This is a genomic window from Paenibacillus sp. FSL R5-0701, assembly GCF_037973995.1.
In the GTDB taxonomy this organism is placed as follows: domain Bacteria; phylum Bacillota; class Bacilli; order Paenibacillales; family Paenibacillaceae; genus Paenibacillus.
This window is the reverse complement of sequence record NZ_CP150230.1, coordinates 2,220,192-2,237,703: the sequence shown is the minus strand read 5'-3', so window position 1 is coordinate 2,237,703 and position 17,512 is coordinate 2,220,192. Positions and strand designations below refer to the sequence as shown.

The following is a 17,512-nucleotide window of genomic DNA, read 5'->3' as shown; positions in this document are numbered from 1 at the left end:
AAAGCGAGGAAGGTTAACCTTCACTCGCTTTTTGTTATTTATTATCTATTTCAATCATTTGCTTTATACTTGCTTAGCTTTTTATCCAGTACAGAGAATAAGTTCATAATCGTGCGATAATTGGAGCCCAAGTCTCCAAGTGAACCACGTGAAGCTGAATACATATCCACCGCACTGCGAACAGGACTTACTGAGATAATGGAAACTGTAATATCCATCGTCCGTCCAAAGGTAGTCCGCTTCTCCAGAATAACTTCTCCAACAGAAGGCACTTCATGCAGCACTTTATAACCCGGAATCTTTTTGAGTGTCGAAGAGACCTCTTCCCAGGCTCTGTCTTTGGATAAGTTATAATACCGTGTTTTTAATTTGGGATCCTTGGCTCGATCGCTGGTCCCCTCCATGCTGCGGATGATACCGACGAGCGTTCTCTTTAAGGTCAAGACCCTTCCTCCTTTAATTGTAACCGTTCCATTTATGTATCTTAGTGTAACATTGTTCAAGTAGTAACAAAAGGGCAAGCATCATATTTATCGTAAAACCAATCAAAAACATTCATCACAACTTAAAAACACCCTGAAATTCCTTCTGAAGAGGAAAAGTCAGGGTGCTGTACATAAGATTTAGGAACCCGCCTATGCCGTCCGGCTACATTGTCTTATGAACCTGCTTGGCAGGTGGGTGACCGCAAAAATGCTTTTTGAAGTCCCCATGTCGTATAGACAGGGCTTTTCAGCAACATTCTGTGTTGATCTCCCGAAGACATCATCATTGGTTCAAAACAACGAATAACCGAAACGTACATCGCAGGATGTACAATTATTATATCCCTAACTGTGTAAAAAGTAAATGGCGATCCATCATGTTTTATTTTTGCAATGTAATGTTTTTGTCGTCTGATGGCTCAGGTGTTTCACCATTCTCTGCTGATTGTTCAGCCAGGGCAGCAGCTTCCTCTTCTTCCTTCTTGAGTTGCATCTTCTCCATCTGCTCCTGCATCTTGTTGAAGGTTGCGTAGAAGTTAAAGAAAGCAAACCAGGCAATGATGCTGATAATGAAGAAAACAAACAAGACCGGATAACGGAAACCGATGTAGAACAGCAATCCACTTCCCAGCAATGTGGAAAATACACGGAATGGTCTGATCAGCGTAAGCAATACCGCGTTTTTGATAATGAGTCCGATGGACATATGATAGTGTACAACCATCGAGAAAAAGTTAAAGAGTGATACAAATAACAAGAGAAGCAGTACTAACATGATGATTCCCACGAGCTGCATATTGCGGAACTGCGTCATGTACACGGTATAATCCAGATACATAATCGCGAATAGCAGTGTGTAAAAAATACCCCCAATTAAACTTTGCTTGTAGTTTTCCTTGTAACCTACAAAGAAAGTACGGAAGATCGGTACATCCGTATCGCCCATATTCCATTTACGAACAACCGTAAACAGCGCCGAAGTCGCCGGGAACAGTGTAAGCGGTGCCACAATAGCTATAGCCCAGTTCATTTGCAATGATTCATTTGCGAGGTTCTGCTGCATCACGAGCAGTTTCATAACCAAGAAAAACAAGAACGGAGACGAACAAATAGCCCACAACAGATTGGTTGCGGCCAGTCTCGTAATCCACTCTGTAAGCCGGTAGATCCCACCCATAGCTCCTTTAAATTCCAAACATTTCTCCTCCTCTGCAGCCTTGCGAATTACCTAAAGTCTAATATTAATATACCTTATTATAGATAGGAAAAGCCAGTACTTCCCGAAAAGAGATCGTCATTGTCCTTAGCTAGCGCTTCTGGCCGCTTCTGGCAGTGAAATAAAATGATGCAGTCACTTTGAAAATAAAAAAATGGAGCAGTTGCCCGCTCCATTTTTCAGATCATACGTTTATATTACTCGAAAGAAGAATCTTTCGCTGGACGACGTCCTTCGTTACTGCTTGGACGCGGTTTGCGGTCACGGTTGTAACCACCTTCTCTGCTTCCACCGCCAGTGCTGCTGCCGCTGTTACGATCACGGTTGTAACCGCCACGTCCGCCGCCACTGCTGTTGCGATCGCGGTTGTAACCACCACCACTGCCGCCGCTACCACTTGTGCGGTTACCGCTGTAACCCGATGGTTTGCGTCCGCCAGAGCGAACATCCGGTTTACGACGTTTTGCACGGATTGGATCTTCAGGAGTCAGATCAACTTGAGCATCTTTCTTGTCACCTGTCAGGAGCTTCAGTGCAGCCGACAACAGTTGAACAGAATCATATTGCTCAAGCATTTGAATCGCAATACCTTTATATTCGTTCAGTTCGCCTGATTGTACGATTTCCAGCAAGCGCTCTGCTGTCAAACGTTGTTTACCTTCAACCGCTTCTGCCATTGTTGGCAGTGGTTTACGTGGAATACGGTGACGTGTTACACGCTCGATGAAGTGCAAGTGATCAATCTCACGCGGTGTAACGAAGGACCAAGCAGCACCCTCTTTACCCGCACGGCCTGTACGACCGATACGGTGAACATAACTCTCCGGATCTTGCGGAAGGTCAAAGTTTACAACGTGTGTTACGCCAGATACGTCGAGACCACGTGCAGCCACGTCTGTTGCAACGAGTACGTCAATGCTGCCGTCACGGAACTTACGCATTACCGCATCACGTTGATTCTGGGACAAGTCACCATGAAGACCGTCTGCAGAATATCCACGTTTTTGCAAAGCTTCAGCCAATTCGTCAACACGACGTTTTGTACGTCCGAATACGATCGCCAGTTCAGGAGATTCCATATCCAACAAACGGCTCAATGCTTCGAATTTTTGACGCTCAGGTACTTCGATATAGGATTGGTCAATCAATGGTGCACTAACATGTTTCGGAATCACAGAAATGTGTTCAGGATTGTTCAAGAATTGTTGTGCCAATTTTTGAATGTTAGGAGGCATTGTTGCTGAGAACAGCATAGTTTGGCGCTCGTCTGGAACTTGTTTCAGGATGGATTGGATATCCTCCATGAAACCCATGTCGAGCATTTCATCTGCTTCGTCCAGTACAACAGTTTGTACATCATCTAGTTTGATTGTTTTGCGGTTGATGTGGTCAAGGAGACGTCCAGGTGTACCAATGATGATCTGTGGTTTTCTTTTTAGTGCACGGATTTGACGCACGATATCTTGTCCGCCGTAGATTGGCAGGGAGCGAAGACCTTTGAAGCGAGTAAGTTTTTCGATCTCTTCAGCAACTTGAATTGCAAGTTCACGTGTAGGTGCCATAATAAGTGCGCGGATTTTCTCGTCACTTTTTGAGATTTTGCTGATCAACGGAATACCGAATGCAGCTGTTTTACCCGTTCCTGTTTGAGCTTGACCAATCAAGTCTCTGCCTTCGAGTGCCAAAGGAATCGCTTTGGATTGGATTGGTGTTGCTTCTTCAAACCCGAGCTCAGTGATGGCTTGCAGCACCAGTGGTTCAAGATTGAAATCTGTAAAGTTTAAATTTGTCAAAATTATTCATGCTCCTTTTATATGGTGGACATGGTGGACAATCCACTTTGTTGTCTGTATTCTTAAGTAGCGTTAATATTTATAGGGTATCCCAACGGGACGAATTATTTTCACTAACGAATATAATTCCATGAATGGGTCCCCAACATAAGACTAAAACTACATACATGTGTTTGAAACATTTCAAAATTTTATTGCTCCATTTAGGAAAAGTTTCCTACTCAAGAATATCCACAAATTATTATATCACAAAACAATTCAAGATTACCAGCAATCTGGTTTTAAATATAAATGAGGTGATTAAATTGCCCAAAATAATTTGGCACTCTTTAGTGATCATTTTGGGTGCTGCAGCTATTGCCTGCGGCTTCAACTGGTTTTTGGTCCCCCATCAGCTTTTAAGCGGCGGGGTGTCCGGTATTTCAATGCTTCTGGGTTATTTTACAACGTTGAATCTTAGTATAATGTATTTTGTTCTTAACATTCCCCTGCTCATTGCAGGTTGGTTTATTCTTGGACGACGCTTCATTACATTAAGTATTCTTTCGGTAGCAGCCACTTCCTGGTTCATTGCGCTTCTGCCTGTTTTTGCTGTGGCTACAGACCCTTTACTTAGTTCTGTATTTGGCGGTGTACTTATTGGAATGGGCACAGGCGTTTCCTTCCGAGTCGGCGGCTCTACAGGAGGACTCGACATTGTTGGGTCCATTTTCACGCGTAAACGAGACTTTCCGATTGGTACAGTGATGGCCGGCATGAACGGTACGATCATTATGCTTGCGGGATACCTGAGTGACAATTGGAATACAGCCTTGGCCTCGATGGTATCCATCTACATTACAGGCAAAGTGCTTGATCTGATCCATATCAGTCACGTCAAAGTAACACTGTACATTATTACAAACGAAACCGAAGCCATGTTAAAAAAATTACTTGTTCGGCCTCGTGGAGTTACCAAAATTAAGACTCAGGGAGCATACACGGATATTGAAAAGGACATGCTCATGACCGTAACCACCCGCTACGAGTTGGTTGAAATTAAACGTATTATCAAGGATACAGATCCAAACGCTTTTGTTAACATCGTGGAAACGGTTGGTGTTATGGGCTCATTCCGCAGAAGTTGAGACACCTGTACGGTTAACAATTCACAACATTGTGGTATAATAACGGTGTACGGCTCCTAAATATGTTGTATAGCAGGTTCAACCCTTCAATTTCACAGGCCATATGCTTTCCCGAATCGCGCCGAATGACTTACCATTTTGGAATTCGAGTAGGAAAGGGTGATTATTGTGGATATGGAAACGGTAAAACTGTTTGAGATTGTCAACAGATGGTGCCCGGAAATGCTCCCTTTCTTGAAACCGAATGAACTCGACTCACTGATTGTCCTCCGGGATGGGCTGGGCATCCTGGAACAGGGAGACGCAATGGAAATCATTCAGTACAGTATTTGTGAGCATCAAAATGAGATTTACATTCAATAATTTTTTTCAGATTGATCACGCCGCTTCTTGCAGGGGATTTCCTCAGCAGGAAGCGGTTTTCATTTTTTCCATGTGTTTCATTACTTGATTAATATGGTTAAAAGCCCAGAGGCTTTAATGTATAATTCATACATGGAATGCACACATAAGGGAGTGGAAATGAATGAACATGTTTTGGGCTTTACTGGCTATGGCCTTTGGAGGCTTTGGTGTTGCTCCGGCAGTGGCAGATCAGGGAAATCCTCAATTTCAATCGTTAACCAACAGTTTTAACACCGCAATTATCCAATCTCAAAAAGATCAGGTTGTTATCGATGCCGATAATCCACCTGCTAAAACAGACCCACAACCTGATGCCCCCGTCGTCAAAGGAATCTATGTAACGGCATACAGTGCTGGCGGCGCACGCATGAAAGAATTGCTGGAACTGACCGACAGTACAGAACTGAATGCGATGGTCATTGATATCAAAGACGATCTCGGATACATAACTTATTCCACAGAAAACAAAGCGCTTCAGAAAATGGGTAAATCCCAACCTTTTATTCGGGATATCGATGCCTTGATGAAACGATTGCAAAAACATGAGGTCTACCCGATTGCACGTGTCGTTGTATTCAAAGACACAATTCTTGCGAAGAAGAATCCAGAGCTTTCTTTCCGCAACAAGGATGGATCGGTTTGGGCGAATGGCAAAGGCGATAGCTTCGTGAATCCATACAGCAAGGAAGTATGGGACTATAATATCGAAATCGCCAAGGAAGCAGCCAAGCTTGGATTCAAAGAAATTCAATTTGACTACGTTCGTTTCCCGGAAGGTTTCGAAACTCGTGCTGATGTACTCAAATACACCAAATCTGACAAGTCACGAGTGGATGTTGTGGCTGAATTCGTGCAATATGCACGCAAGGAGTTGGCACCGCTAGGTGTTCGAGTATCGGTTGATATTTTCGGTTATGCGGCTTCTGTACCTGCGGCTGAAGGCATTGGACAGGATTTTGTTAAAATATCCGAAAATGTGGATGTCATCTCACCGATGGTATACCCTAGTCACTATTCAACTGGTTGGTATGGGGTCAAAGACCCTGATAAAGATCCTTACACAACCATTAAGGGCTCCATGGAAGACACGCATAAGAAACTGGACCCTACTAAGGAGCTTAAACCCGTCATACGCCCGTGGATCCAGGATTTCACAGCAAGCTGGCTGGGCAGTGGACATTATATCAAGTATGGCAAGAAACAAGTGGAAGACCAGATTAGAGCAATGAAAGACATGGATGTACATGAATATCTGCTCTGGAATGCGTCCAACCGTTATACATCAGGTGTACAATATAAGTAATCCGCACTCTTTCATACTTCTCATTTCATCCAACCTCGTTCTGCTTGAAGCGGAGCGAGGTTTTTTGGTGTTCATTTTTCTCGGTGTACCTCTCCTCTGTATCTGTCCCTATCCAAAACGGACAAAATCCACTACAATGTATAGCTGTCCAGACATGACACTTGGATGATATCTCTTAAGAATAGCGAGGCACTGCCAGTGAACATGAACACAACAAGTTTTTCCCAAAAAGTGAAGCAATTCCTGATTATATTTTTGCCCATCTTCACCACTCAAATCGCCCTTTCTGCCATGTCGTTCTTCGACACCAATATGTCAGGCAAGTTTTCTCCGGCCGACCTTGCAGGAGTTGCGATTGGCACAAGTCTATGGATGCCCGTTCAAACTGGACTAAGCGGGATTCTAATCGGTATTACACCTGTCGTTTCCCATCTGTTAGGTTCCAAACGTAATGATCAGATCGGGTATAACGTCATCCAGGCGCTGTATCTTGGAATTGCTGTCAGTCTCGTTGTTATTGGAGCCGGGGCGTTGTTACTTGGCCCTATACTGAACGGAATGCCTTTGGAACCTCGGGTTGCCCAAGTCGCCTTCTATTTTTTGTGCGCACTTGCTTTTGGCATTATCCCACTCTTCGGATATACGGTGCTGCGCAGCTTCATGGATGCACTTGGCCAGACACGGACTACGATGTTCATTACGTTGGTCTCCCTGCCCGTTAACATCTTACTGAATTATCTGCTGATATTCGGCCGCTGGGGTTTCCCCCAATTGGGCGGTGTTGGTGCCGGTGTGGCTACAGCATGTACATACTGGCTGATTTTTCTTATTAGTCTCTTTTTTGTCCATCGGGTCGAACCTTTCGCCCAGTATGGCATTTTCCGTCAATGGACCCGTGTCTCATTGTCCAAATGGAAAGAGTTACTCAAGATTGGAGTGCCCATCGGATTTGCGACTTTTTTCGAAACGTCCATCTTTGCTGCTGTGACTTTAATGATGAGCCGTTTCGATACCACAACAATTGCTGCACACCAGGCGGCGCTGAATTTCGCTTCTACACTCTACATGCTGCCTGTGAGTATATGTATGGCTCTTACGATCCTTGTGGGCTATGAGGCAGGTGCGGGGCGTCTGAGAGATGCCAGACAATACAGTCTGCTTGGAATTGGTGGAGCCATCGGGCTCTCACTGCTGACAGCGATCGTGTTAATTGTGTTCGGCGAACAGATTGCAGGCGTGTATTCAAACGATCGAGAGGTCATTGCACTTACGCAGCATTTCCTCATCTACGCCATTCTCTTTCAGATCTCGGATGCGATTGCTACACCGACCCAAGGAGCACTACGTGGCTACAAAGATGTTAATCCGGCACTAATCATTACGTTCATAGCGTATTGGATCATTGGCTTGCCTGTAGGTTATCTAACTGCTACGTATACTTCACTCGGTGCCTTCGGATACTGGATTGGCCTCATTGCCGGCCTTGCTGTAGGAGCAACAGCGCTTCTCTGGAGACTCTTTCGGGTACAAAAACAAGCCGCACTCCGCAAGGCGTAACATTGATATACTCACTCCGTGAAACAACAAAAAGAGCACAATCCACGTTAAAGCGGGATTGTGCTCTTTGCGTATAAATCGAATTATTGGGACAAACGTTGTGCAAGCTCGTAAGTCACCATATCGAAATCTTTTTTTGTGTTAACCACTTTATCAATATCCGTCAGGGTAAGTTCACCCTTGATAATGCCACAACCTTTGTCTGTCTCGCCTGCGATCAGACTGCGAACAGCGAAGTCGCCAAGACGGCTTGCCAGGTTACGGTCGAAAGGTGTTGGTGTACCCCCACGCTGAATGTGTCCCAGAACGGTTACACGTGGCTCATACGTTGGGCAACGTTCCATCAGTTCTTTTGCTACATCCTCACCTTTGCCTACGCCTTCTGCAACGATGATAATACTGTGACGTTTGCCATGTGCAAAGTTAGCTTTCATCCGATCAGCCACTTCGTCCATGTCAAATGGAACTTCTGGGACAAGAATCGTTTCAGCACCCGAAGCAAGTCCGGCATGCAGAGCGATATCCCCACAGTGACGACCCATAACTTCCACGATGGAAGAACGTTCGTGTGAAGACATCGTATCACGTAATTTGTTTACTGCATCAACTACTATGCTTACAGCTGTATCAAATCCGATGGTATAGTCGGTGAATGAAACATCGTTATCAATCGTTCCTGGCAGACCCATGGTGTTAATACCCAGTTTGCTCAGTTTGTTTGCTCCGTTGTAGGAACCATCCCCACCGATAACAACCAGACCGTCAATGCCACGCGCACGCAGAATGTCCGCACCTTTTTGCTGACCTTCAGCGGTATAGAACTCCTTGCAACGTGCCGATTGAAGAACCGTTCCCCCACGTTGGATGATATCCCCTACACTCCGCAAATCCATTGGGAAAATGTCATTATTCAAAAGACCCTGGTATCCACGTTGAACTCCAAATACTTCGAGACCGTGAAACAGTCCGCTGCGAACAACCGCACGAACAGCCGCGTTCATCCCCTGTGAATCACCACCGCTCGTTAATACTGCGATTTTCTTTACTGCTGTCATGATGTTTCTTCCTCCTCTAGTTTCACTTCAGGCTCCGCAATATCACACCTGACTTACATATTTTTCCGTATCCAGCGACTGAAAATGAAGAAAAATATTCTTGTGATCGGACTATTTTTCAGCAGACGTTTGGATACAACGCGAACTTCCTGTTGTTCGCTGACTTTGGGATCAGACAGGTAAATGGCAATCAGTCCTTCGATGATCATCCGGTGAAAGGAGCTACCCGGAATCTTCTGCACATCGCTCCGTGCCATCTCCACAATAAAAGCAATTCGGTCCAGCATTGTCTCTACATTCTCATAATAGTTGCAGAAGTTGAGATCTCCCCCGATGCGGTCCTCATCCTGATCAATTAAATAATCGAGCATAATGTGCAATGCGCATACATGTGGGAAATAGGCCGTGTGGATCGAGGCCGCTTGCTCTTCAGTCAACTGATCGTCACTCGCAGCCAGAAACAGCATGAAAACGCCCAGTGTAGAGCCAGTTGCAGCAGCAAATTCGTTCCAACGAAACTGAGGTGTGCGATGACGATGCTCCGACCACCATTCGAGCAGTGCCGTTTCTCTCAGTTCCGGCTTGATATGCTTATATACCTGCAGGTCCGTGTATAGGCCTGCCAGATCCTGAATTTGGGGCTTGGCGGACGTATAGCCTGGTAACTGACGGGTCAGTTCCTGACATGTGGTCACCAGATTCCGCAGATATCCACCGTCATCCTGCTCCTCACGGAGGGCATAATAATTGACGGGAATTGCTTCGGGATCTACCGCATCAAGCATGGATTGATGGAGAAGACGAAAGTCATCCGGATCCATCGACGTGCTGCGGTCGCACAGATTGTCCAAATAATCACTAATAGTTTGATATGAAACGATCAGCGGAATCAGAATGTGTCTGTTTGGCAAATCAGCCAATGCGTAGACGGTTCCGCCTTCACAGTGAAACTGTTTATCCTTCAGACTGGCAAGTGCCTGTGTACGCAATTCCTCATTCGGAATCGCCTCAGCTTGAGCACGCCATCCATTCAGTGCCTTCCGTGTTTCCGGAATGGTGTATTTGTACACCCCTCTCATCAATGCCAGCGGTCCACGCGGATATTGATGACGTTTTCGATTTGATTGGCTCAAAATAAATGTGCCTCCACTTGGTTGAATACGTATTAGAGCGATTTTTAACCATTCCTATTATAATATGATCCCCTTAATTGTACAAATGATCTGCCGCATATTCCGCATAAAAAATCGCATCGGCGTTCAAAGCTTTGTGATATACTATCCATATTTCATCCATCAAAGGAGTCGTTGACATGTCGTCAAGTGAATCACTTTCGTGGAGACGGTTATTTTCTTTTTTTGTGCCACTTGGCATTTCCGCCTCTCTCGTCACCATTTCTCACGTCATCATAAACAGCACATTAGCACGTTCCGCTCATCCCGAGACGGTTATTGCCAGCTATGCCATCGCCGGTAGCTTGTTAACCCTCACGGAACGCCCCTCCACCCTGCTGCGGCAAACCTGTTCCGCACTGGTTCGCGATCGCCTTTCCTTTCAGGCCCTCACGTTTGTGACCAAAATTTTTCTTGCCTGTGTGCTTCTCATTGGGTTTCTCATCGTATACTCTCCCGTTGGTACCGGGGTGTTCAAATACTTGTTTGGTGTAAGTCCGGATCTGCTGACCAAAGTCATCGACGTATATGAAATTCTCATGTATGTGAGTATCTTTTCAGTGATCCGCAACATCTATCAGGGGATCATCATTACGAATAACCGCACCAAGTGGTTAACCATCGGGATGGTATTCCGTTTAGCCGGCATGTACGGACTATCCCTCTATTTCATATACACAGACAGCATTGACAGTGGACGTGTAGGCGCTATCATTTTTGCTGCTGGCATGATGATTGAAGCGCTCGTCAGTTTTCTGGAGGGAAACAGCATCAAGCGCAAGATGCCAGCCAAGCTTGAGGATCATCCCGTCGAGAGCAAGGGAGACGTATTTCGCTTTTATAAGCCGCTGCTGTTATCCAGCTTTGTAGCGCTGTTCATAGGACCGGTTATTAACATCGTACTTGGCAAAACGACCGGGATCGCACTAGCCATTTCGTCCTTTGCCATAGCAAGCAGTCTGATGCAGTTGATGCTAAGCTTCTTTACATACATCCATCAGATCGTGCTGAATTTCTACCTTGTGGATGCCAAACTGGTACGAAAATTCGCACTTGTCACCGGATTTATTCCGTTTGCGATGATGGTGTCGATTGCCTATACCCCCTTGGGACCATGGGTACTCGAAAATGTCATGAGCGTTCAGGGCGAACTGTTGCAACAAAGTCTGTGGACACTGCGTGCGTTTGTCTTATTTCCGCTGATCTTCCCTTTTCTGGATTTCAGCAATGGCCTCATTCTTCTTCGCGGTCAGACGAAAACGATGTTTCGTTCGCAAACGGCGAATGCAATCTGCACGGTAATTGTGCTGCTTATACTGGTTAGTATTTTCCCTGCATGGAACGGTATGATTGGCGCTGTTGCCCAATCCCTTGGGCTGCTCGCCGAACTTATCATTGTCTGGCTTGTCATCCGGCGCACGAAGCAAGAACCTACGATGTCTGTGCCGAAAGCCCGTAAATCAACATCCCTGAAAGGGTAATAAAATCATTGAATGTTATCAGGATTGGAGTCTCTCATCATGAAATTAAGTCACAACGCCCGCCCGGACCAGAACTGGCTGCGGGCTCTCATGTTCACCATCTTTGGTTCCACCGTTCTGGTGGTATCCTACTTCCAGCTTTACTTCAGTCATCTGGGCTTCAGTCGGGCTGAGATTGGATATCTCTACGGAATTGGCCCCCTCATCTCTGTGTTCTCCAATATGTTCTGGAGCATGGCCAGCGACCGTTACCAAACGGTACGCAAAGTGATGATCATTCTGCTTGGTGGTCAATTGATCACAGGGATCATGCTTGCCAACGCGACAACTTTCGGTCAGGTATTTGTACTCGTAACCCTGTTTTACTTTTTCTATTATCCGGTCTATCCACTCTCCGATACGATGGCTATTACAACCGCCAGCAAGTATGGTCGAAATTTCACTTCTATTCGAGTCTTCGGATCGATCGGTTATGCCTTCTTTGCATTAAGTATCGGGTATTTCCTTGGATCTTTCGGTCCAGGATGGACGATATGGCTTTGCGTCGGTCTTGCTGCCACTACATTATTGATCAGTTTTCAATTGAAGGATCAACCTTCAGGGAATAGTAGCAAAATGGATCTATCGGGGTTATGGGCTATTTTGAAACGCAGAGATGTGCTCACCTTTTTTGGCTGTGTATTTTTGCTTGCCATGGGACATCGCATGAACGAAGCGTTTCTTACCATCACGCTAAAAGATCTGGGTGCCAGCGAGGGGCTGATCGGCTGGTCTTTGCTGATCTCTTCCGTAAGTGAAATTCCCATTTTCCTGCTGCTTAGCAAGTATGGAAACCGTTATAAGGAACTGCCGCTAATCGCTTTTGCTGCACTGATGTATACAGTTCGTTTGCTTCTTATGTCCATATCCGATACACCTGCAGCTGTCGTTGCGATTCAGACGATGCATAGTGTTACCTTTGGTATTTTCTACGTTACGGCGGTCCGCTACATCATTCGCCTAGTTCCGGACGGCTACAGAGCAACGGGTATGGCTTTGTTCACCATTGTCTGGTCCAGTGCTTCGGGACTTCTTAGTGGAACGTTGGGCGGACTGCTGCTGGAACATGCAGGCAGACAAACCTTCTATCTCACCGCTATGGCTTTCTCCCTGGCTGCATTGATCGGTTTCGGATTGAAGTTATGGTCCAGCATGACCAATCGTGTCTCCTGAACACACAGGGAAACATACTCCATATTCAACCGATATTTACACTGAAAATGTTAGAATCAAAAAAAGCACAGCCTCCCATGGGGGACTGTGCTTAGGTTCTAATATTCAGCTATAAATTTATCATATATAAGAAGTCCGTTGACCGGAAAAATTCTTACAGTTTGTTTACGTTAGCTGCTTGAGGACCACGGTTTCCATCAGTGATTTCGAATTCTACCGCTTGACCTTCTTCCAATGTTTTGAAGCCATCTCCTTGGATTGCGGAGAAATGTACGAATACGTCCTCGCCGCCTTCAACTGAAATAAAGCCATAGCCTTTTTCTGCGTTAAACCATTTAACTGTACCTTTCAAATGAAAAACCTCCTAAAAATATCGCCATCTATGGCGAATACCCTTATTATACTGTATGGGCTTCCATTTTGCAATTTATCTTTCCATAAATGTCGAAAAAATTTGCTTTGAATCGTAGGGTACGGTATCATTTTACCAAAACCGTTAGTTTGGAGACTACCTATGATAAAAAAACATGAAATATACAAAACAGACAAGTGGAATATGATGACCGTAGAAGTTCAAGGCAAATATCTCGTACTGCGAGAAATTTCGGAAGAGTGGGGCGAAGAATGCCATACATTCCTTAGCCGTCCTGCATTAATGCACTGGGCTGAACGCCGTTTCCCAAAAGCAGATTTTGAGAACCGTGAGGATGAATGGCGTCAATTGATGGCTGCCTTCAAAGGGGTCTAACCCATGCAGCTTGACTCAAGCAATGTCGTCATCTTTATTATCCTTGCCTTCTCCCTTGGTATTGTGCTTATTCTGGGACGCAATTCCATCCCGGATCGATTAAGACGGGGAATGGCTCTTATTGCTACACTGCTCATTTGTTTTGCCTTTTTCCTGATCGTTTATTTTCTGTATAACATGGGAACCTAATAACGGGGACCCAGATATTCAAATATTTCAACGTGCCTAAGGTCATACTATACGAGATTATTCGTATCGTAAGGAGGAAGGCCGTTGAAATACCAGAAATCGCTATCTGTTATCCTGGTACTTAGTCTGATTCCTTCGTCTCTCTCCGCACACGCGAGTGCGACGAAGGCAGCTTCGTCCATACATTCATCAGATCATCAAAGGAGGATTTCCATGAGTCAATTATTGAAACGTTCCGAGGTGCCAGCTGAGCATAGCTGGAAACTGGAAGATTTATTTGCCGATCAGAAAGCCTGGGATCAGGAATATGAAGAAGTATCGTCTTTGACCAAGAAGGCCTCCGAATTCCAAGGCAAATTGAATCAACCCGATGTACTCAAATCTTGCTTCGAATTCGAAGATGAGATCAGCCTCAAAATAGAACGCCTCTTTGTGTACGCACGTATGCATCAAGATGAAGACACAGCGAATCCTACATATCAAAACCTGTCCCAAAAAGCCCAGAAATTAGGCGTACGGGTTGGTGAAGCACTTTCTTTTGTCACACCGGAGATTCTTTCCCTGCCAGATGACCAGTTGGATGCATTTATTGCGAACGAAAAACTCTCTGCTTACACATTTACGCTGGAAGAGATGAAACGCGAAAAAGCCCACGTTCTTAGCCAAGCAGAAGAGGCTTTGCTTGCACAGGTAGGCAACCTCTCACAAGCACCACAGACAATCTTTAGCATGCTGAATAACGCTGACCTCAAGTTCCCAAGAATCAAGGATGAGCATGGTAACGAAGTTGAGCTGACACACGGCAGCTACATTCAGTTCCTGGAGAATCCTAATCGTGAAGTTCGCGAACGTGCCTTCAAAGCGGTATATGAAACCTATGCCAAACAGAAGAACACAATTGCGGCTGCCTTGAATGCAAATGTCACCAAAAATATGTTCTATGCTAATGTTCGGAAGTACCCTTCCGTGATGGAAATGTCCTTATACGGAGATAACATCCCAACGGATGTGTATACCAATCTGGTAGACACCATTCACGAGAGCCTTCCGTTATTGCATCGTTATATGGATCTGCGCAAAAAGTTGCTGGGTGTGGATCAACTGCACATGTACGATCTGTTCGCTCCACTCGTAGACGAATACAAAATGGACATTACCTATGAGGAAGCGAAACAAACGGTCAAAGACGGTCTGAAACCACTCGGCAAGGATTATGCTGACGCATTGCAGACTGGATATGATAACCGCTGGATCGATATATATGAGAATGAAAATAAACGTTCAGGCGCATATGCCTGGGGCGCTTACGGCACTCACCCGTATGTCTTGTTGAATCACAAAGATAACCTGAACAGCATGTTCACACTCGCACATGAAATGGGTCACGCTCTGCATTCACATTACTCGGATACAACACTTCCGTATCGTGATGCCCAGTACACCATCTTCCTGGCTGAGGTTGCATCCACAACCAACGAAGCGTTGCTGATGGATTATCTGCTTAACAAATCAACAGATCCAAAGGAAAAATTGTATCTGTTGACCTATTATGCCGACCAATTCCGTACAACGGTATTCCGTCAGACCATGTTTGCTGAATTCGAGAAAATCATTCATGAACGTGCGGAACAAGGTGACGCATTAACACCACAATTGTTATCCGAGATCTATTATGATCTGAACGTTAAATATCACGGAGAAGGCATGGTTGTTGACAAAGAAATCGAAATGGAATGGGCTCGTATTCCCCACTTCTATAACAGCTTCTACGTTTACAAATATGCTACAGGCTTCTCCGCAGCGACAAGCTTCTCCAAGCAAATCCTGGAAGAAGGTCAACCGGCTGTTGACCGTTATCTTGGCTTCCTGAAGAGCGGTGGCAGTGATTACTCCATCAACATTCTGAAAAAAGCAGGTGTGGATATGTCTACACCACAGCCAATTCGTGAAGCTATGAGTGTCTTCAAGGAACTGATTGAACAGATGGAGCAACTAACCAAATAAGGTTGTCTATCCATGTGACCTGCATCCCTTGCCCGTTTGGGCAGGGGATTTTATCATCATTGCAAGATGCAACATTCCCGAATATGGGTAATGCATATCTAGTTCTCAATTGTTCAACAAGGAGGCAACACCATGAAAATGCAATGGGCACTCATAGCAGGTCTTGTTTTTGCACTGCTCACGGGAATCTTTGCGGTCATTAATGTGGATTCCGTACAAGTCAACCTGTTATTTAACACGGTACAAATCCCGCTGATCTTGCTCATTCTCGGCTGTACCCTGATCGGTGGAATTATTGTAGGGTCATATGGCATCTATCGCCAATACAGACTGCAACGTGAAAATAAACAACTGAAATTGCGTGTGTCTGAATTGGAAAGTTCCGCGATAAGCAAATCTACATTGGATTCTTTCAAATCGATGGATTCGCTTGACTCAAATAAATCCGATAGCCTATTGGAGAAGGATTCGATCCAGAGTCAGCGCAAAGGAAACCCTACGGGAACACTGTAACCAATCAGAGACAGCCTGCTGGCGAGTCAGGAATGGTAGTATCACATTCTCTCCCCCAGACAGGCTGTATTTTGTTTCACACCATACCCACGATCCGAGGAGGAAATTACACAATGAGTTTTACAATTGATGAATCATACGTTCTGTCTTTCCTGAAAAAATTGCTGGATACACCAAGCCCAAGTGGTTACACACATCATATAATCGAGATGATCCGGAAGGAAGCAGCAGCACTGGACATCGCCTGTGAGCTGAATAACAAGGGCGGTGCGGTGCTTACATTGCCCGGACAGGACTCTTCCAAGACAATTGCTTTAAGCGCTCACGTGGATACGCTAGGGGCCATGGTACGCTCGGTTACATCCTATGGCACATTGAAGCTTACCTCTGTCGGTGGCTTTTCGATGCAAAGTATTGAAAACGAATATTGCAGCATCCATACTCGGGATGGAAAGACATACACAGGCACCATTCTCTCCCTTCATCCATCTGTCCACGTTTATCCGGATGCACGTACCTTTGAACGGTCCGAGAGCCATATGGAAGTTCGAATCGATGAGGTCGTCTCCTCCAAGGAAGATGTGTTGAAACTCGGGATCTCTGTCGGCGACTTTATCTCCTTTGATGCTCGCGCAGTCATCACGCCGAGTGGTTATATCAAATCACGTCATCTGGACGACAAAGCCAGCGTGGCTGCCCTCTTCGGCATCCTTGAGTCTGCACATCGTGAAGGCTGGAAACCATTACATAACGTCTCTCTGCTTATCTCGAACTATGAAGAAGTTGGACATGGCGCATCGTATATCCCTGTAGAAATCAGTGAAATGATCGCTGTAGACATGGGAGCCATGGGTGATGACCTCAGCTGTAAAGAAACCGACGTTTCCATATGTGCCAAAGATTCTTCTGGCCCGTATGACTACGATATGACCAGTCGTCTCATTGAACTGGCCAAACAAGATGGAATGGATTACGTCGTGGACATTTATCCCCACTATGGCTCAGATGGCAGTGCAGCATTACGCGGAGGAAACAATATCCGTGCAGCACTGATCGGTCCTGGAGTTCACGCATCTCATTCCATGGAGCGTACACATAAGGATGCTGTCCTGAATACGGCACGATTGCTCGCAGCCTACATTACAACCAAGTAAAACCGAATCATTGATCTACATTATCATGGATAACATCCACATGTTCGTCTAAGCAGAAGGCCCCTTCCAAGCACACAATTCAGTGTGCTTGGAAGGGG

General features: G+C 45.4%; 17 protein-coding genes and 1 other RNA gene. 11 read left to right on the top strand and 7 right to left on the bottom strand.

Translation table 11 applies throughout. From position 1 onward, the window contains the following. Positions 1-50: 50 nt before the first annotated feature. From MKZ13_RS10470 to MKZ13_RS10455, 4 genes are all read right to left on the bottom strand, one after another. Positions 51-443 carry a DUF1499 domain-containing protein gene (locus MKZ13_RS10470; protein ID WP_017689382.1) on the bottom strand — a complete coding sequence of 131 codons (393 nt, stop codon included), beginning with the start codon at positions 441-443 and terminating at the stop codon, positions 51-53. 181 nt (positions 444-624) lie between these two features. Beyond that, positions 625-816, bottom strand: a non-coding RNA gene (ssrS, locus tag MKZ13_RS10465) — 6S RNA. A gap of 51 nt (positions 817-867) precedes the next feature. After that, positions 868-1,680 carry a DUF624 domain-containing protein gene (locus MKZ13_RS10460; protein ID WP_339183834.1) on the bottom strand — a complete coding sequence of 271 codons (813 nt, stop codon included), beginning with the start codon at positions 1,678-1,680 and terminating at the stop codon, positions 868-870. Between the two features lie 218 nt (positions 1,681-1,898). Continuing rightward, positions 1,899-3,494 (bottom strand): DEAD/DEAH box helicase, encoded by a 1,596-nt coding sequence (locus MKZ13_RS10455; RefSeq protein WP_076209022.1) that lies wholly within the window; start codon positions 3,492-3,494, stop codon positions 1,899-1,901. A gap of 305 nt (positions 3,495-3,799) precedes the next feature. On the opposite strand from MKZ13_RS10455, the gene MKZ13_RS10450 reads away from it, so the two are divergent. From MKZ13_RS10450 to MKZ13_RS10435, 4 genes are all read left to right on the top strand, one after another. Next, positions 3,800-4,621, top strand: a complete 822-nt coding sequence (locus MKZ13_RS10450) for a YitT family protein (RefSeq protein ID WP_036609659.1) — start codon at positions 3,800-3,802, stop codon at positions 4,619-4,621. 174 nt (positions 4,622-4,795) lie between these two features. Continuing rightward, positions 4,796-4,984 carry a hypothetical protein gene (locus MKZ13_RS10445; protein WP_029880762.1) on the top strand — a complete coding sequence of 63 codons (189 nt, stop codon included), beginning with the start codon at positions 4,796-4,798 and terminating at the stop codon, positions 4,982-4,984. A gap of 163 nt (positions 4,985-5,147) precedes the next feature. Continuing rightward, a complete protein-coding gene (locus MKZ13_RS10440) occupies positions 5,148-6,329 on the top strand; it encodes a putative glycoside hydrolase (protein WP_339183829.1) in 1,182 nt (393 codons plus the stop codon). Positions 6,330-6,533: 204 nt separating this feature from the next. Then, complete coding sequence (locus tag MKZ13_RS10435; protein WP_339183827.1) at positions 6,534-7,886, top strand: MATE family efflux transporter; 1,353 nt, start codon at positions 6,534-6,536, stop codon at positions 7,884-7,886. A gap of 83 nt (positions 7,887-7,969) precedes the next feature. Here MKZ13_RS10435 and pfkA read toward each other — a convergent pair whose 3' ends face one another. Together pfkA and MKZ13_RS10425 are read right to left on the bottom strand one after the other, a co-directional pair. Further along, complete coding sequence (gene pfkA, locus MKZ13_RS10430; protein WP_036609663.1) at positions 7,970-8,941, bottom strand: 6-phosphofructokinase; 972 nt, start codon at positions 8,939-8,941, stop codon at positions 7,970-7,972. A 53-nt stretch (positions 8,942-8,994) separates the two neighbouring features. Then, complete coding sequence (locus MKZ13_RS10425) at positions 8,995-10,074, bottom strand: tetraprenyl-beta-curcumene synthase family protein (RefSeq protein WP_017689390.1); 1,080 nt, start codon at positions 10,072-10,074, stop codon at positions 8,995-8,997. Between the two features lie 179 nt (positions 10,075-10,253). Here MKZ13_RS10425 and MKZ13_RS10420 point away from each other — a divergent pair, with 179 nt between their 5' ends. Together MKZ13_RS10420 and MKZ13_RS10415 are read left to right on the top strand one after the other, a co-directional pair. Further along, a complete protein-coding gene (locus MKZ13_RS10420) occupies positions 10,254-11,594 on the top strand; it encodes a multi antimicrobial extrusion protein MatE (protein WP_192132474.1) in 1,341 nt (446 codons plus the stop codon). Positions 11,595-11,633: 39 nt separating this feature from the next. Next, positions 11,634-12,806 carry an MFS transporter gene (locus MKZ13_RS10415; protein ID WP_221823353.1) on the top strand — a complete coding sequence of 391 codons (1,173 nt, stop codon included), beginning with the start codon at positions 11,634-11,636 and terminating at the stop codon, positions 12,804-12,806. Positions 12,807-12,960: 154 nt separating this feature from the next. Here MKZ13_RS10415 and MKZ13_RS10410 read toward each other — a convergent pair whose 3' ends face one another. Further along, positions 12,961-13,158, bottom strand: coding sequence for a cold shock domain-containing protein (locus MKZ13_RS10410; protein ID WP_017689394.1), 198 nt, complete (start codon positions 13,156-13,158; stop codon positions 12,961-12,963). A gap of 162 nt (positions 13,159-13,320) precedes the next feature. On the opposite strand from MKZ13_RS10410, the gene MKZ13_RS10405 reads away from it, so the two are divergent. The 5 genes from MKZ13_RS10405 (at position 13,321) to MKZ13_RS10385 (ending at position 17,414) form a co-directional block, all read left to right on the top strand. Then, positions 13,321-13,554, top strand: a complete 234-nt coding sequence (locus MKZ13_RS10405) for a hypothetical protein (protein WP_017689395.1) — start codon at positions 13,321-13,323, stop codon at positions 13,552-13,554. 3 nt (positions 13,555-13,557) lie between these two features. Then, entirely contained in the window at positions 13,558-13,743 is a 186-nt protein-coding gene (locus MKZ13_RS10400; RefSeq protein ID WP_047842378.1) for a hypothetical protein, read from the top strand. A gap of 213 nt (positions 13,744-13,956) precedes the next feature. Then, a complete protein-coding gene (gene pepF, locus MKZ13_RS10395; RefSeq protein WP_339183824.1) occupies positions 13,957-15,747 on the top strand; it encodes an oligoendopeptidase F in 1,791 nt (596 codons plus the stop codon). Positions 15,748-15,879: 132 nt separating this feature from the next. After that, the gene (locus tag MKZ13_RS10390; RefSeq protein ID WP_339183822.1) at positions 15,880-16,260 is read left to right on the top strand and encodes a lipopolysaccharide assembly protein LapA domain-containing protein; all 381 of its coding nucleotides are present in this window, start codon (positions 15,880-15,882) and stop codon (positions 16,258-16,260) included. A 113-nt stretch (positions 16,261-16,373) separates the two neighbouring features. Further along, positions 16,374-17,414: a M42 family metallopeptidase gene (locus tag MKZ13_RS10385; RefSeq protein WP_339183820.1), complete on the top strand. Its 1,041-nt coding sequence runs from the start codon at positions 16,374-16,376 to the stop codon at positions 17,412-17,414. Positions 17,415-17,512: the final 98 nt, after the last annotated feature.

Coding starts and splice junctions, on each gene's coding strand:
- MKZ13_RS10445 (WP_029880762.1), top strand. CDS start 4,796: ATGGAAACGGTAAAACTGTTTGAGATTGTCAACAGATGGTGCCCGGAA.
- MKZ13_RS10440 (WP_339183829.1), top strand. CDS start 5,148: ATGAACATGTTTTGGGCTTTACTGGCTATGGCCTTTGGAGGCTTTGGT.
- MKZ13_RS10435 (WP_339183827.1), top strand. CDS start 6,534: ATGAACACAACAAGTTTTTCCCAAAAAGTGAAGCAATTCCTGATTATA.
- pfkA (WP_036609663.1), bottom strand. CDS start 8,941: ATGACAGCAGTAAAGAAAATCGCAGTATTAACGAGCGGTGGTGATTCA.
- MKZ13_RS10420 (WP_192132474.1), top strand. CDS start 10,254: ATGTCGTCAAGTGAATCACTTTCGTGGAGACGGTTATTTTCTTTTTTT.
- MKZ13_RS10415 (WP_221823353.1), top strand. CDS start 11,634: ATGAAATTAAGTCACAACGCCCGCCCGGACCAGAACTGGCTGCGGGCT.
- MKZ13_RS10405 (WP_017689395.1), top strand. CDS start 13,321: ATGATAAAAAAACATGAAATATACAAAACAGACAAGTGGAATATGATG.
- MKZ13_RS10400 (WP_047842378.1), top strand. CDS start 13,558: ATGCAGCTTGACTCAAGCAATGTCGTCATCTTTATTATCCTTGCCTTC.
- pepF (WP_339183824.1), top strand. CDS start 13,957: ATGAGTCAATTATTGAAACGTTCCGAGGTGCCAGCTGAGCATAGCTGG.
- MKZ13_RS10390 (WP_339183822.1), top strand. CDS start 15,880: ATGAAAATGCAATGGGCACTCATAGCAGGTCTTGTTTTTGCACTGCTC.
- MKZ13_RS10385 (WP_339183820.1), top strand. CDS start 16,374: ATGAGTTTTACAATTGATGAATCATACGTTCTGTCTTTCCTGAAAAAA.